Source organism: Wolbachia endosymbiont of Folsomia candida (genome assembly GCF_001931755.2).
GTDB lineage: Bacteria > Pseudomonadota > Alphaproteobacteria > Rickettsiales > Anaplasmataceae > Wolbachia.
Genome location: NZ_CP015510.2, coordinates 794,174 through 807,578 on the forward strand (window position 1 = coordinate 794,174; position 13,405 = coordinate 807,578).

13 protein-coding genes and 3 pseudogenes are annotated in these 13,405 nt (G+C 34.6%); 10 read left to right on the forward strand and 6 right to left on the reverse strand.

Annotated features, from left to right (window positions below; genetic code table 11):
• Positions 1–13 precede the first annotated feature (13 nt).
• The 4 genes from rpsO to ASM33_RS03670 all read left to right on the forward strand — a co-directional run bounded on the left by rpsO (position 14) and on the right by ASM33_RS03670 (position 3,512).
• The gene (rpsO, locus tag ASM33_RS03655; RefSeq protein ID WP_110410332.1) at positions 14–286 is read left to right on the forward strand and encodes a 30S ribosomal protein S15; all 273 of its coding nucleotides are present in this window, start codon (positions 14–16) and stop codon (positions 284–286) included.
• Positions 287–300: 14 nt separating this feature from the next.
• Positions 301–2,586 (forward strand): polyribonucleotide nucleotidyltransferase, encoded by a 2,286-nt coding sequence (gene pnp, locus ASM33_RS03660; RefSeq protein ID WP_110410331.1) that lies wholly within the window; start codon positions 301–303, stop codon positions 2,584–2,586.
• Positions 2,587–2,785: 199 nt separating this feature from the next.
• The gene (locus tag ASM33_RS03665) at positions 2,786–3,088 is read left to right on the forward strand and encodes an ETC complex I subunit (protein WP_110410330.1); all 303 of its coding nucleotides are present in this window, start codon (positions 2,786–2,788) and stop codon (positions 3,086–3,088) included.
• 121 nt (positions 3,089–3,209) lie between these two features.
• Entirely contained in the window at positions 3,210–3,512 is a 303-nt protein-coding gene (locus ASM33_RS03670; RefSeq protein ID WP_110410329.1) for a hypothetical protein, read from the forward strand.
• Positions 3,513–3,520: 8 nt separating this feature from the next.
• Here ASM33_RS03670 and ASM33_RS03675 read toward each other — a convergent pair whose 3' ends face one another.
• Complete coding sequence (locus ASM33_RS03675; RefSeq protein WP_110410328.1) at positions 3,521–5,203, reverse strand: peptidoglycan D,D-transpeptidase FtsI family protein; 1,683 nt, start codon at positions 5,201–5,203, stop codon at positions 3,521–3,523.
• A 20-nt stretch (positions 5,204–5,223) separates the two neighbouring features.
• On the opposite strand from ASM33_RS03675, the gene ispH reads away from it, so the two are divergent.
• Positions 5,224–6,159: a 4-hydroxy-3-methylbut-2-enyl diphosphate reductase gene (gene ispH / locus ASM33_RS03680; RefSeq protein WP_110410327.1), complete on the forward strand. Its 936-nt coding sequence runs from the start codon at positions 5,224–5,226 to the stop codon at positions 6,157–6,159.
• Positions 6,160–6,507: 348 nt separating this feature from the next.
• On the opposite strand, the gene ASM33_RS03685 is transcribed toward ispH, so the two are convergent.
• On the reverse strand, positions 6,508–7,614 hold the full coding sequence (locus ASM33_RS03685) for a D-alanyl-D-alanine carboxypeptidase family protein (protein ID WP_110410326.1): 1,107 nt from the start codon (positions 7,612–7,614) through the stop codon (positions 6,508–6,510).
• Between the two features lie 300 nt (positions 7,615–7,914).
• Between ASM33_RS03685 and ASM33_RS03690 the strand changes: the two genes are divergently transcribed.
• On the forward strand, positions 7,915–9,123 hold the full coding sequence (locus tag ASM33_RS03690; RefSeq protein WP_237342963.1) for an ankyrin repeat domain-containing protein: 1,209 nt from the start codon (positions 7,915–7,917) through the stop codon (positions 9,121–9,123).
• A gap of 61 nt (positions 9,124–9,184) precedes the next feature.
• Complete coding sequence (locus ASM33_RS03695) at positions 9,185–9,700, forward strand: gamma carbonic anhydrase family protein (protein ID WP_110410596.1); 516 nt, start codon at positions 9,185–9,187, stop codon at positions 9,698–9,700.
• A gap of 18 nt (positions 9,701–9,718) precedes the next feature.
• Here the strand turns inward: ASM33_RS03695 and ASM33_RS03700 are convergent, their stop codons facing one another.
• A complete protein-coding gene (locus ASM33_RS03700) occupies positions 9,719–10,231 on the reverse strand; it encodes a hypothetical protein (protein WP_110410325.1) in 513 nt (170 codons plus the stop codon).
• A 177-nt stretch (positions 10,232–10,408) separates the two neighbouring features.
• Here ASM33_RS03700 and ASM33_RS08335 point away from each other — a divergent pair, with 177 nt between their 5' ends.
• Complete coding sequence (locus ASM33_RS08335) at positions 10,409–10,582, forward strand: hypothetical protein (RefSeq protein ID WP_157956367.1); 174 nt, start codon at positions 10,409–10,411, stop codon at positions 10,580–10,582.
• On the opposite strand, the gene ASM33_RS08340 is transcribed toward ASM33_RS08335, so the two are convergent.
• Entirely contained in the window at positions 10,579–10,737 is a 159-nt protein-coding gene (locus ASM33_RS08340; RefSeq protein WP_157956368.1) for a hypothetical protein, read from the reverse strand. The genes ASM33_RS08335 and ASM33_RS08340 overlap by 4 nt on opposite strands.
• A gap of 295 nt (positions 10,738–11,032) precedes the next feature.
• Positions 11,033–11,215: pseudogene (locus tag ASM33_RS08935) on the reverse strand (IS5 family transposase); the annotation flags it as partial.
• Positions 11,216–11,298: 83 nt separating this feature from the next.
• Here ASM33_RS08935 and ASM33_RS08940 point away from each other — a divergent pair.
• Positions 11,299–12,257 (forward strand): annotated as a pseudogene (locus ASM33_RS08940) (IS5 family transposase).
• 50 nt (positions 12,258–12,307) lie between these two features.
• Here the strand turns inward: ASM33_RS08940 and ASM33_RS08575 are convergent.
• A pseudogene (locus ASM33_RS08575) lies at positions 12,308–13,093 on the reverse strand (transposase); the annotation flags it as partial.
• A 75-nt stretch (positions 13,094–13,168) separates the two neighbouring features.
• On the opposite strand from ASM33_RS08575, the gene ASM33_RS08345 reads away from it, so the two are divergent.
• Positions 13,169–13,327 carry a hypothetical protein gene (locus ASM33_RS08345; protein WP_157956369.1) on the forward strand — a complete coding sequence of 53 codons (159 nt, stop codon included), beginning with the start codon at positions 13,169–13,171 and terminating at the stop codon, positions 13,325–13,327.
• Positions 13,328–13,405 lie beyond the last annotated feature (78 nt).

Here is a 13,405-nt window from a genome sequence, read left to right on the forward strand (position 1 = left end):
TATGAGGTTTTAGATGTCGATAACATCAGAAAAGAAAAAGAGTTTAATAAATATATATGCAATTAAAGAAGATGATACTGGCTCGTCTTTTGTACAATGCGCAATTTTAACTGAGAGAATTAGTAATTTAACTGAGCATTTCAAAATACATAAGCATGACCACAACTCAAAGCGCGGTTTACTTATATTGATAGGTAGAAGGCGCAAACACTTAAATTATATAAAGCGTAAATTTGGTAATGAAGCCTACCAGGAATTAATAGAGAAGTTAGGCATTAGAAAATAATTGAGGAATTCAATATGTTTAAAATTATAAAAAAATCTATAGAATGGGGTGGTCGTGCCTTATCTTTAGAGACAGGAAAAATAGCACGTCAAGCTCACGGTTCAGTAGTTGTAAATTATGGTGGTACTTCTATTTTAGTAACCGTTGTAAGGAAAAAGAAGGAAGAAAGTGTTGATTTCTTGCCTTTATATGTACAATTTGCAGCAAAAAGTTATGCTACAGGTAAAATCCCTGGTGGCTTTTTCAAAAGAGAAGGGAAGCCTTCTGATAGGGAAACTTTAATTTCCAGAGTAATAGATAGAAGCATAAGACCATTATTTCCAGAAGGGTTTCATGATGAAGTAAGTGTAATGTGTAACTTATTAACTTATGATATGGTAAATGCTCCAGAGGTGCCTGCATTAGTTGGTACTATTGCAGCTCTTGCAATTTCTGGTGTTCCTTTTCAGTCTATTATAGCCGGAGTTATGGTTGGCTCTGATGAGAATAATAACTATATACTCAACCCTTCTGTTCAAGAGATGAAAACAAGCAGTTTAGACTTATTTTTATCTGGTGATGAGCATTCAATTTTAATGGTTGAATCAGAAGTAAAAGAGCTTTCTGAGGAAAATGTTCTCAGCGCAATAAAATTCGGTCATGAAAATCTTCAGCCTATTATTAAGCTTATAAAAGAGTTTGCTGATACAGTTGGCAATAAACCTGAGAGTTTTGTTCCTGTTGATAATTCAGACATGACAAAAGAGCTTGAAAAGTATGGTAAAGATTTTGAAAAAGCATATTCATTCGTAGTAAAACAAGAACGAGTGCAAGCTTTGGAAGCGGTTAGAAATAACATAGTGAATGCTATGAAAGAAGCTGGTAAGAATGAGCATCTGATTGCACACGCAATAAAAGACTTCGAAAGATCTTTAGTGCGTCAAAGAATTAGTAAAGAGGGTGTAAGAATAGATGGCCGTAAACACGATGAGATACGTCAGATAGAAGTTGAAGTTGATGTTTTATCCAAGGCTCATGGTTCTGCTTTATTTACTCGTGGTAACACTCAAGCATTAGTTGTGACTGCTCTTGGTACTACACAAGATGAGCAAATTGTCGATGATATTGAAGGAGATAGACGCGAGCATTTCATGTTGCATTATAACTTCCCTTCATTTGCTGTTGGGGAAACTGCTGCCTCACGAGGACCAGGAAGAAGAGAAATTGGTCATGGTAAACTTGCTTGGAAAGCAATTCATCCTGTTTTGCCAGAGAAGTCTGAGTTTCCTTATACAATTAGAGCAGTATCTGAAATTCTTGAGTCTGATGGTTCTTCTTCTATGGCAACAGTTTGTGCAACATCGCTTGCGTTGATGGATACAGGTGTACCGATAAAAGCTCCAGTTGCTGGAATCGCTATGGGTCTTATCAAAGAGAAAGACGGATATGTAGTCCTTTCTGATATACTTGGTGATGAAGATTATCTTGGTGATATGGATTTTAAAGTTGCAGGAACTAGTGAAGGAATTACGGCTCTGCAAATGGATATGAAAATTTCTGGTATAAGCTTTGAAATTGTTGAGAAGTCTTTAGAACAAGCAAAAGCTGGTAGATTGCATATTTTAACAAAAATGAATGCAGTAATTTCAGAGCACAGCGATGACGTGAAAGAACATGCTCCAAGAATGTTATCATTTTATATAGATAAAGATAAAATTTCTGCTGCTATAGGTGCTAAAGGAAAAAATATACGTAGTGTATGCGAAAGAAGTAATGCGAAAATTGAAATAGGAGATGATGGTAAAGTCTCTGTTTTTGCTATGAGTAGCACTGAAGCTGAAATTGCAAAAAGTATGATGATTGATTCAGTAACCGAACTTGAGCAAGGTTCTATAGTTGAGGCTAAGGTTGCAAATATAGAAAAATCTATTGTAGAGCTTGAGCTTGCAAGTGGAAGAAGGGGAAAAATGCATATCAGTGAAATAGCTAATGAGCATATAGAATCTATAGAAAGTATACTAAAAAAAGGCGACGTTTTTAAAGCACTAATCATTGACTTTGAAAAAGGTGGATGTCCAAAATTGTCAAGACGTCGAGTTGATCAGGAAACTGGAGAGTTTTTTGAAGGCGAACTCTACAACGAAGAAAGAAAAGATGGTCCAAATGACAGGGATAATGGTAACAATAGTTCGTTCAATAGGAGGCCTGGAGGAAATAATGACAAAAGGCCTGCTCGTCCCCGTCCACGTTCTGGTTCTGGTTTTAGTAATAGAAGCAGACCAAAATTTGGCAATGATGATTCGTCATCAAATTTCTATTAGGACTTTTAAAAGAAACTAGACCTCTTTTGAACCTAATATTTATGAATTTAGGTTAATGGTGCTCGCCTTAAGGCGAGCATTTTACTGCAGAATTTTTGCCATATTTTAGCAAGATAATACGCTCCAGTCTTTCTAATTACTTGTAAAACGATATATTTAGATATATGTTTAAGTTTATTCAGCATAGACGTTAAGAACTATGAGCATTGATAATAAAGTAGCTTTTAGGATTTATAAACCAGCAAAAACTGCAACACAGTCTGGTTTAGGCAATACGAATCTCTGGAATTTGAAAATTGAATCATCTGATTCTTATTACATTGACTCTTTAATGGGCTGGGTTGGCTCAAAAGATCCAAGAAAACAGATTGTGTTAAAATTTGATTCCCTTGAAAGAGCGATCTCTTATGCAAAAAAACGTGGTGTTAAATATGAAGTTGAAATGCCAAAATGTGCTAAAAAATTCATCAAATCTTATGCAAACAACTTCATACTAAAGTAATGTTTATTTTGGTATACTTTACAATTAGTTGTTGAATTTTATATTTTTATTGCTACTATGGTTGTATATATTTAAAAAATATATATAGTGTATTTAAATAATAAATATTGAGGAATTTTATATGTTAGATATTTTATGTATTGAAGGTGTATATTGTACGGATGATCAGTGCGATGTTTACACAGGAGAAGTGAGTGTTAACGAGATTATGTCAGGTGAATTTAATTTACGTTCACGCGGCGGAGAAGAAGCTAAAATAGAGCTAGATATGTCCACATTCAATATTGGTATTGATGTTAATGATCAAAATGGACAAAAAATAAGAAGAGAGGTTAAAGGCGATGAATTCATAATGCAACGTGATGGTTCTTTATATATTGATAAAGATTTTGGAAGTGATAAGCTTAGAATTACAATAAAGTAGTCATAATTTTACATTTCGGGCGTGACGTTTAGTATTGGTGCTATTCTGCTTATAATATTTTTGACTACAGGTGCGGCAATTATTCCTCCAGTAGAAAATTTTGTGCCTTGTGGGCCATCGATGGCAATCAGCACTATATATCTTGGATCAAGCGTAGTTAACACTCCTATAAACGATGCTATGTTTGCATTTTTATCGTATTTACCATTTATTACTTTTTCTGCTGATCCAGTTTTTCCTCCTATTGAATATGCTTTTATGTTTGCTCTTGTTCCAGTGCCATCTGTTACTGCTGCTCGTAACAATTTTCGTATTTCTCTGGAAGTTCTTCTTGTGACGATCTGTTCTCCAATGCTTTTTTTATCCAATATAAAAGTTGCGTTGTGAAATATTCCATCATTAACCAGTGCAGCTGCAGTTTGTGCAATATGCATAGGAGTAACTGCTACCCCGTAACCGTATGATGCTGTTATTAGCGTACTTTCGCTCCATCTACTTGGTACTATTGGCATAGATTTTTCTGGAATTTCTATTTTCAAAGGAGAAAATAGCTTCATAGTTTTAAAATATTCTACTTGTTTTTCAACACCTAATTTAGCCGCAATTTTTGCTGCACCAATGTTGGACGATTTGATAAATATATCTTGTACAGTAATTTCTGGAATTTTGGATTTATGGAAATCATGGATCTTATATTTTCCAATAGTAATCGGGTTTGATACGTCATATAAATCACTAATTTTTGTAACATTTGCATCAAGCGCTGCAGCTATTGTAAAGAATTTCAGCACCGATCCCATCTCATACACTCCAAGGCTGGCGCGGTTGAATTTTTGTGCATCTTCTGCCTTGTTCTGGAGATTTGGATTAAAGTCAGGTAGACTGACCATGGAAACTACTTCACTATTTTTCACATTTAAAACAATTCCAACTCCACCAAGTGCTTGGTATTTATTAATAGCCTTAGTTAATTCCTCGTGTACTACATTTTGCACTCGTAAATCTAATGATAGCTGAGTATGCCTATCAGCAGCGCGTGAACACGTATTTTTTTTCTGAATCCAAGCATCAGCTACTCGGATTACAGAAGAATGTGTAGAAGTTTGGTCTTGTGTCATTCCAGTGCCTTTTTTTTCCGTCATCCGAGTAGAGGACACTGGGATCCACGTGTTTTTACTTATATATGCCTCAATTCCAGCAATGCCATGACCATCTATATCGGTGTAACCAAGCACGTGTGCAAACAAATTACTATGTGGGTATATGCGTTTTATATCATCGTAGAAATTTACTCCTGGCACGCCAGTGTTTTTTATTACTAGCAATTCTTTAGGAGTTAAATGTCGTTTTATCCAAGCAAAATTTTTTTTTGAAGTAAGCAGTTTATATAAATTTTCATATTCAAGGTCATTAAAAACGGAACATAATTGTTTTGTTATTGCTTCCGGATTCCTTATTTTGTTTGGATTTATATATAGCGATGTTGTAGGTACATTTGTTGCGATTACCACTCCATTTCTATCTAAAATATCGGGTTGCGTATATTCCTTGTTAATCTGTTTTAAATCCTCTGGAACGTTCGGATGATCAAATGTTAAAGAGAATATACGAAAAATAATTATTATATAAAATGCAAACAATGGTACTATAAAGCATAATGAGCGTAGCTTATTTTTAAGTAACACTTTCATATTTATTTGATTTAAAAAAGATGGAAATTATTTTAGCCGAACCACGAGGCTTTTGTGCTGGAGTAAAAAGAGCTGTAGACATATTAGCTATTACTTTAGAAAAATACCAAAACAAGTGCCGGGTTTACGTGCTACACGAAATTGTTCACAATAAGTATATAGTAGAGGATTTCAAGAGACAAGGAGTGGTTTTTGTAAATAGTATTGATGAAATCAAGGATAATGGGGGAATACTGATATTCAGCGCACATGGAGTATCCAAGAGTATAGAAGATGAAGCGAAAAAAAAGGGTATTCAGGTTATCGATGCAACGTGTCCTTTGGTTAGCAAGGTGCACAAAGAGGCGCAAAGGTATGAGGAAAGTGGCAAAGAGCTAATCCTAATTGGGCACGAAAATCATCCAGAAGTTAAGGGAATCAGGGGAAGGGTGAATAACCATATAGCTCTAGTGCAAACTGTACAGGATGTATGTAATTTGCAAGTTAAGGACTCAAGCAATTTATCCTACGTTACACAAACTACGTTAAGCATAGATGATACTCGTGAAATTATTGCTGCTCTAAAGTTAAGATTTCCAAGCATTACGGGTCCTGATTTAAAAGATATATGTTATGCAACACAAAATAGACAAAATGCTGTCAAAAAATTGGCAGAAATTGTAGATATGGTGTTTATTATAGGAAGTAAGAATAGTTCGAATTCAAACCGATTATTGGATCTATGTATTGCCAAAGGCAAAAGAGCGTATTTGATTGATAATTATAACTGTGTAGATAATAGATGGTTAGAAAGTGTGAAAAAATTAGGAATTACTGCAGGCGCTTCTGCCCCTGATATATTAGTGGATGAACTGATAGATTATTTGAAAACGCGTGTGGACGTTAAAGTTTCGATTATGCCAGGTGGCATTACTGAAAACGTTCAGTTTAAAATACCCAATATGATCAAAGGATAATCTATCTATACTTACTGCAATTTTTCTCTGTGGCCCTTCTCTTCTTGTCATCCAAGTGCTCCGATACACAAGTGTACGAACGTTGCAACTTTAAGGCAAAAGTGTGAAAAATGGTGTCATTCCAGCGCGTGACGCTGGAATCCAGCTTTCTTACTTAATGATTTCATCATATAAATCTTTCCAATCTTGATTTTCTTCTATAATGAATAAATTTACTGGATCCCAGTGTCGGAGCACTGGGATGACACCTTTTGGTTGATACTTAATATCCGTCCTATCGCTTTACGGGATGTTCGTGCAGTTGTGTGTCACGCACTGGGATGACAGAGAGTGGATACTTGATTAAACTTAAAATAACATCCTAAAAAATTTTTCTACGTAATTTAGTTCTTGTACGTCATGCATTGTATAAAGTGATATGGCTTGTTGCTTAACACCTGGTACTTCCACATAAATCTTACCAACTTCTTGGCCTTTTTTAATTGGTGCAGATATCATGTCTTCGTATTCAATACGCACCTTAATTTTGTCATGCAAACTGCGGTTATAAGTTATAATAAGATCGCTTGCAACTGTTACGGGTATTTTTTTATCTTTTCCATATAAGACACCTACTTCTTCAACTACACTGTCTTTAGCAAATATTTTCTTAGTGTTAAATTGATTTAAGGAATATTGCACCAGTCTTTTTGCTTCTTCTATTCGCTCTTTCTCAGTATTCAAACCATTTACTACAGCAAAAATCCGTCTATCGTTCCGTTTTGCTGACACAACGATTCCAAACCCGCCAGAGTTTGTATAACCGGTTTTTAGGCCATCAACTCCAATATCGTGAGCAAGTAGGAAATTCTTGTTTTTTTGTAAAACTTCATTATATGCCAGATATTGCTCAGAAAATAGATCATAATATTCAGGAAAGTCAGTGAAAATTCTTTTTGCTAATATCGCTAAATCTTTTGCGCTCATAAAGTGATCTTCATCTGGCCATCCGCTTGCATTGATAAAACTGCTATTGTTTAGATTTAATTTTTGTGCAATTTCGTTCATTTCAATTACAAAATTCTCTTCTGATCCTGCAATACCTTCGGCTAGTGTTATGCAGGCGTCGTTTCCTGAAACTATGATAATCCCTTCAAGCAACTCCCTAACAGTAACAGATTGACCTTCTTTTAAAAACATAGAAGAACCCTTTCTTTCCCATGCTTTTCTACTTACTTGAAATTTGTCTTCCAGATCAATCACTCCAGCTTTTATATAATCGAAAGCTACATATAAAGTCATTAGTTTACTCATTGAAGATGGAGCCATTTTTTCATCAGAATTATGCTCAAAAATAAATGAATCTGAAGCTGAATCCAAAACCACTGCTTGTTTTGCTTTGGTTCTAAACTGGTATGCGTGTACATGAAAAGGGATGGCAAAAATTAATAGCAAAATTACGAATCTGCTTAACATACTTATAATTTAAAATGTATAGTTAATATTATGGTTTTATAAGAGTTTTTCAATAGAATTATGGTTCTTAATTTTTTAGTATTATTCATTCCTTAGAATATTATAAGGTTTTAGCTTTTAAAAACTTTCTCTTGCTATTTTTGTCATATATGCGTATACAAGCATATTAATAGGTGATAGAGAGGCTTTAATATGCATATAGTAAATGGACAGAACGCTTTTAACCAAATGTCTACTGAGGAACGGAACAGGGTTTTACGCGCTAGGCTGTTGCCAGCTGATTTTGAGTGACTATTTGGTATGGTTGTCAATCGTAATAACCGTTTACAAAATTCAAATAATCAGAGAGTCCAGCAACCTCTTAATGAACAAACAGAAAAGCTATTTCGCGCAATTGATGATGAAAACCTAGAAGATTTTAGGCAAGCATTGGAACAAGGAGCAGACGTTAATGGAGTTGGTGGGGGATATACACCATTAATGGCTATAATTAATAATGTGTCTGGTGGTGCTCAAAGAGAAAAGGAATGTCATAGTATGATTAAGTTACTTTTATTGCATGATGGCATAGAGATTAACGCTTGTGAAGACACTAACCGTAATACAGCACTACACTTAGCAATGTGCTTTCAACAAAAGAAAGTGGTACAACTTTTGCTAAGTCATCCAAATATAAACACTAGTTTAACTAATATAGATTATCGCAGTCCTGAGGTGTTTGCTAAACAACACCGTGCTGCGCATTTGGTACCAGAAATACGAAAAGCTCAAATAGGAAAAGAGTTATTAGAGGCTCTTTCTGACAAAAATATTACTCAAGCAAAAACATTGCTGTATCAAGAGTTTAATCCTAACTGTTGGAACAGAAATCAAGCTGGAGAAATAGAGACACCACTCAGCTTAGTTATCAAATCGTGTTTACAAGGAATAACACAAGATAAAAAGGAAATATTAATTAAACTGTTAAAGCATAAGGAGTTGGATTTTAGCCAGATGAAACCAATGCCTGAGGTACATGGTAATCAAGAATTAAAGCAAATAATAGATCAAGCTATGAAAGAGCGATTAATTGATGCTATTGTCAATTCAGATCTAGATAGGAAAAAAGAATTAGTAGAAGATAATTGCTTTGTGAGTTGTGCAGTTGTTATTGCTGCATTTAATGAGGGGCTAGCTAGAGTAAAGCGAGACTTAGAAGGAAGAAATAGTGAGATTTTAAATCAACAAACAAGGCTTAATTACCTGATTAGAGAGAAAAAACAATTTTTAAAAGCAAGTACTGAGAGCACAAGAAAAGGTAACTATGCCTCCATTTTTTTTGTGTTGTCTGGAGTATCTGCTGTTGGCGCATGCTTAAGCATGCTTCAGATGGCAGTATGTATTTCATTTATTTCAGTTGCGTTTATTTTTCTTGCAACAGGGTGTTATTACTCATATAAAGCAAATACGGCACTCGAAGATGTTACAAGCAATCAATTCATAGGTAATGCTGCTAATATCAGTGCCTAAGCGCTGAGTAGATCAAGTTTATCGAATAGCATGCGAAGGGTGTAGGATGACTAGAGATACTATGTATCAGGTTTTAAAATATAAAAATCACGAACCAAAAATAGATGCTAGTGCCTTTATTGCAAGTGGTTCGCGTATTATAGGAAGGGTTGAAATAGGAAAAGACTCGAGCATTTGGTTTAATTGTGTGATCAGAGGGGATGTTGGATCAATAAAAATAGGTGATGGAACGAATATCCAAGATGGAACGGTGATTCACGTAGATAGAAATCCAGGTGGTGATACGATTATTGGCAACATGGTAACTGTGGGGCACTTTTGTATGCTACATGCATGCACGATTCATGACAAAGCATTTGTTGGTATGGGCTCCACTATAATGGATCATGCAATTGTGGAACCTGAAGCTATGGTAGCTGCTGGCTCACTAGTTACAAATGGAAAAGTAATAAAGAGAGGAGAGATATGGGCTGGCAGGCCTGCAAAATTCTTCAAAAAAATGTCCAGTGAAGAAATAAAACACATTACGCAGTCAGCCCAAAATTATATGGCGTTAATGAAAGAATATATTTACTAAAACCCCCTAAAAACCAAATTATGCAGAAAGCTTAATATATTTTTTCTTTACAGTGCAAAATAAATATACCCCTACAAATAAACAGATGCTTATTATTGATGCATAAGAGAACTTGAAGATTAAATCTCTAATATATATTGATAAACATTTATCTGCAGAAAACTTATGCAGTAGTCCAACACATACAACGGCACTATCTACTGTTGATGCTAAAATTAAAGTGATGAAATTTGCTACATAAAAATTGGACTTTGATTTTACCTTTTCAAAAATAATTATACTTAAAAGAAGGGACGCTAAAATTCCAGTATATGAAATGAGTAACATCAAATTAAAATTTTGTAGTTTTAATATACAAACCAATGATGTACACAGCAGCAAATTGCCAACCGCTTTTCTTTCTCCATAAAATTCAATCATTGAATTTATAACTAAAGCAGATCCGGTGAACAAAGCAGCACAGATCATTAATTTATTGGAGTAATTAAGTAAAAAGATATTAATAAATAGAAGGAGCGATAAAATAAACATAGTAATTACCTATAACAATACATCCTTATTTTACACAAATAAATAAAGCGTTATAAAGAAAAATTTTCAGATTAGCGTGCTTTGATAGCTTTTTTATAAATTTTTCCGATCTACTTAAGAAAATTTTTACTATATGAATGTTGAATACTACATTATTCAATAATTAAAGAGGAGCTTATGAACGATAGTATCAAGAATATAGAATCCACACAAACTGATTACAGAGCTGATTGCGCTGTTACACCAAGTAATAGTATGGCATTCGCAAAAGAAGCTAATTACATTGGTGCTAGTAATATAGAATTAGAAGAAGAGAGTGTAGTGTATACAGCGCCGGATTTGACATTCTAATAACTTATCTGTAGAAGGTTTATTACGGTTGATTGCCCCCAATTTGTAGTGTTAATAGAACCTTCTACCCATCTGTATTTCTTTACTTCCACAACATTCTTTATATAGATAAAATAGATATGGTTATTGCCATCAAAGGCAAAAGATGTTGTCATTCGAGTATCATCTTTCTGTCATGCAAGTAGCTATAAGATGTCATTCCAGTGCTAATTTTTTTCATCCTATGACTTTGGTCTAGGATCCAGTTAAAGAATGGATCCCAGTGTCACGCAGGCTTTGTTGCATCGCTCAAAAATACTACACGCCTTTGTCATTCTAGCGCGTGACGCTGGAATCTATTTGTGTATATTCAATGCTAAAACGTATTATATGCAACCTTCGCTTGCTAGATCCCAGTGTCACGCAGGCTTTGTTGCATAGCTAGTTGGCATCAGGTAGTATATGATAAGTTCATGAGGCTACCTGAAATTTAGCCATACCTATATCAGTAAATTTATTCAGCAAATAGCACTTGAGTAGCAGTTCCTTCTCACGATTAACCTCAGATTTATTCCTAAAACTAAACCCAAATATTTGCTTTAATCGCGAAAAGAATGCTTCTATGTAGGATCTTTTTCCATATCCTACCGGCTTTGTTGCATAGCTATGGAGAAAAAAGCTGGAAGTTACTGACTAAATTCATTATAAAACAGGCATTTAACCGACAAAGGAAAAAGATGCCAGTCAAAATGAAAGTCAGTAACCAAAGTGAATATAACAAATTTCTTCAAGAAAGGGGAAATATTTTTCATTATATCAACGACGCCATTGAAAACTGGCACGAAAGTAGACCAAAAGTAGCAGGTGGAAACAACATTTACAGCGATAAAGTTGTGATTTTAGTTCACATAATAACCTATCTTTTCAGAATTGGCTTGAGACAAACAGTGGGATTTATAGCAGGATACCTCGAACAAATAGGAAAAAGCCTACAAGTCATCAGCTATTCACAGGCCTCAAGAAGATTTAAAAAACTGAATATTAAGATTAATGACAACAGGGTTGATAAAAATAATATGGAAAATATTGAAATTGCTATAGATAGCACTGGTATTGGCATCTATAACACTACTGCTGGCCATAACAAAAAAATAATGAAGTGAGACAATACAGAGGGAGAGAACAAGCAAGAAAAATGCATGTAATGTTAGATATAAGCAGCAAAAAAGTTATGGATTTAAAATACACTGAACTATATTATCCTGACCACTGGGCAGCTAGTAAGCTGATAAAAAATGATTATGGTAAAATAGAAACGTTATATGCAGACGGTGCATATGACAGAGCCATGATTTATCAGCAATGCTACAAACTTAAAATAAAAACGAAAATACCACCACAAAATAATGCAGTAGAGCATCAGAATTTGGATTATATGGCCCAAAGAAATACTGCAGTTAGGTTAATAAGATCGTTTGATGGATATACAATAGAGAGAATGAAGCAGTGGAAAAAGGAGGTAGGGTACGGAAAAAGATCCTACATAGAAGCATTCTTTTCGCGATTAAAGCAAATATTTGGGTTTAGTTTTAAGAATAAATCTGAGGTTAATCGTGAGAAGGAACTGCTACTCAAGTGCTATTTGCTGAATAAATTTACCGATATAGGTATGGCTACATTTCAGGTAGCCTCATGAACTTATCATATACTACCTGCTACCGACTAGCTATGCAACAAAGCCTATCCTACCTCCTTTTTCCATTGCTTTATTTTCTCTATTGTATCTCCATCAAACGATCTTATTAACCTAACTGCAGTATTTCTTTGGGCCATATAATCCAAATTCTGATGCTCTACTGCATCAATTTTTGGTGGTATTTTCGTTTTTATTCTAAGCTTGTAACATTGCTGATAAATCATGGCTCTGTCATATGCACCATCTGCATATAACGTTTCTATTTTACCATAATCATTTTTCATCAGCTTACTAGCTGCCCAGTGGTCAGGATAATATAGTTCAGTGTATTTTAAATCCATAACTTTTTTGCTGCTTATATCTAACATTACATGCATTTTTCTTGCTTGTTCTCTCCCTCTGTATTGTCTCACTTCATTATTTTTTTTGTTATGGCCAGCAGTAGTGTTATAGATGCCAATACCAGTGCTATCTATAGCAATTTCAATGTTTTCCATATTATTTTTATCGATCCTGTTGTCATTAATCTTAATATTCAGTTTTTTAAATCTTCTTGAGGCCTGTGAATAGCTGATGACTTGTAGGCTTTTTCCTATTTGCTCGAGGTATCCTTTTATAAATCCTACCGTTTGCCTCAGGCCAATCCTAAATAGATAAGTTATTATATGAACTAAAATCACAACTTTATCGCTGTAAATGTTGTTTCCACCTGCTACTTTTGGTCTATTTTCGTGCCAATTTTCAATGGCGTCGTTAATGTAATGAAAAATATTTCCCCTTTCTTGAAGAAATTTGTTATATTCACTTTGGTTACTGACTTTCATTTTGACTGGCATATTTTTCCTTTGGCGGTTAAATGGCCATTTTATAATGAATTTAGTCAGTAACTTCCAGCTTTTTTCTCCCTAGCTATGCAACAAAGCCTGTCACGCACTGGGATGACGAAAAAAGGGAAAGTTTTATTAATAATTTCAAATCTTTGCATAGCGATGCAACAAAGCCTGTCACGCGCTGGGATGACAGTATGGAGGGGAGCTACTTGGATGACAAGAGAGAGATATTTGGAATAACAAAAAAATCTACTTATAGTTACATGACTTGCTCGTGTATTATTATCAATGAAACACTTTAATTATTCATTGTAACTT

Bases quoted from the DNA above. Each gene is read 5' to 3' on its own strand.
- rpsO (WP_110410332.1), top strand. From the start codon at position 14: ATGTCGATAACATCAGAAAAGAAAAAGAGTTTAATAAATATATATGCA.
- pnp (WP_110410331.1), top strand. From the start codon at position 301: ATGTTTAAAATTATAAAAAAATCTATAGAATGGGGTGGTCGTGCCTTA.
- ASM33_RS03665 (WP_110410330.1), top strand. From the start codon at position 2,786: ATGAGCATTGATAATAAAGTAGCTTTTAGGATTTATAAACCAGCAAAA.
- ASM33_RS03670 (WP_110410329.1), top strand. From the start codon at position 3,210: ATGTTAGATATTTTATGTATTGAAGGTGTATATTGTACGGATGATCAG.
- ASM33_RS03675 (WP_110410328.1), bottom strand. From the start codon at position 5,203: ATGAAAGTGTTACTTAAAAATAAGCTACGCTCATTATGCTTTATAGTA.
- ispH (WP_110410327.1), top strand. From the start codon at position 5,224: ATGGAAATTATTTTAGCCGAACCACGAGGCTTTTGTGCTGGAGTAAAA.
- ASM33_RS03685 (WP_110410326.1), bottom strand. From the start codon at position 7,614: ATGTTAAGCAGATTCGTAATTTTGCTATTAATTTTTGCCATCCCTTTT.
- ASM33_RS03690 (WP_237342963.1), top strand. From the start codon at position 7,915: ATGGTTGTCAATCGTAATAACCGTTTACAAAATTCAAATAATCAGAGA.
- ASM33_RS03695 (WP_110410596.1), top strand. From the start codon at position 9,185: ATGTATCAGGTTTTAAAATATAAAAATCACGAACCAAAAATAGATGCT.
- ASM33_RS03700 (WP_110410325.1), bottom strand. From the start codon at position 10,231: ATGTTTATTTTATCGCTCCTTCTATTTATTAATATCTTTTTACTTAAT.
- ASM33_RS08335 (WP_157956367.1), top strand. From the start codon at position 10,409: ATGAACGATAGTATCAAGAATATAGAATCCACACAAACTGATTACAGA.
- ASM33_RS08340 (WP_157956368.1), bottom strand. From the start codon at position 10,737: ATGACAACATCTTTTGCCTTTGATGGCAATAACCATATCTATTTTATC.
- ASM33_RS08345 (WP_157956369.1), top strand. From the start codon at position 13,169: ATGCAACAAAGCCTGTCACGCACTGGGATGACGAAAAAAGGGAAAGTT.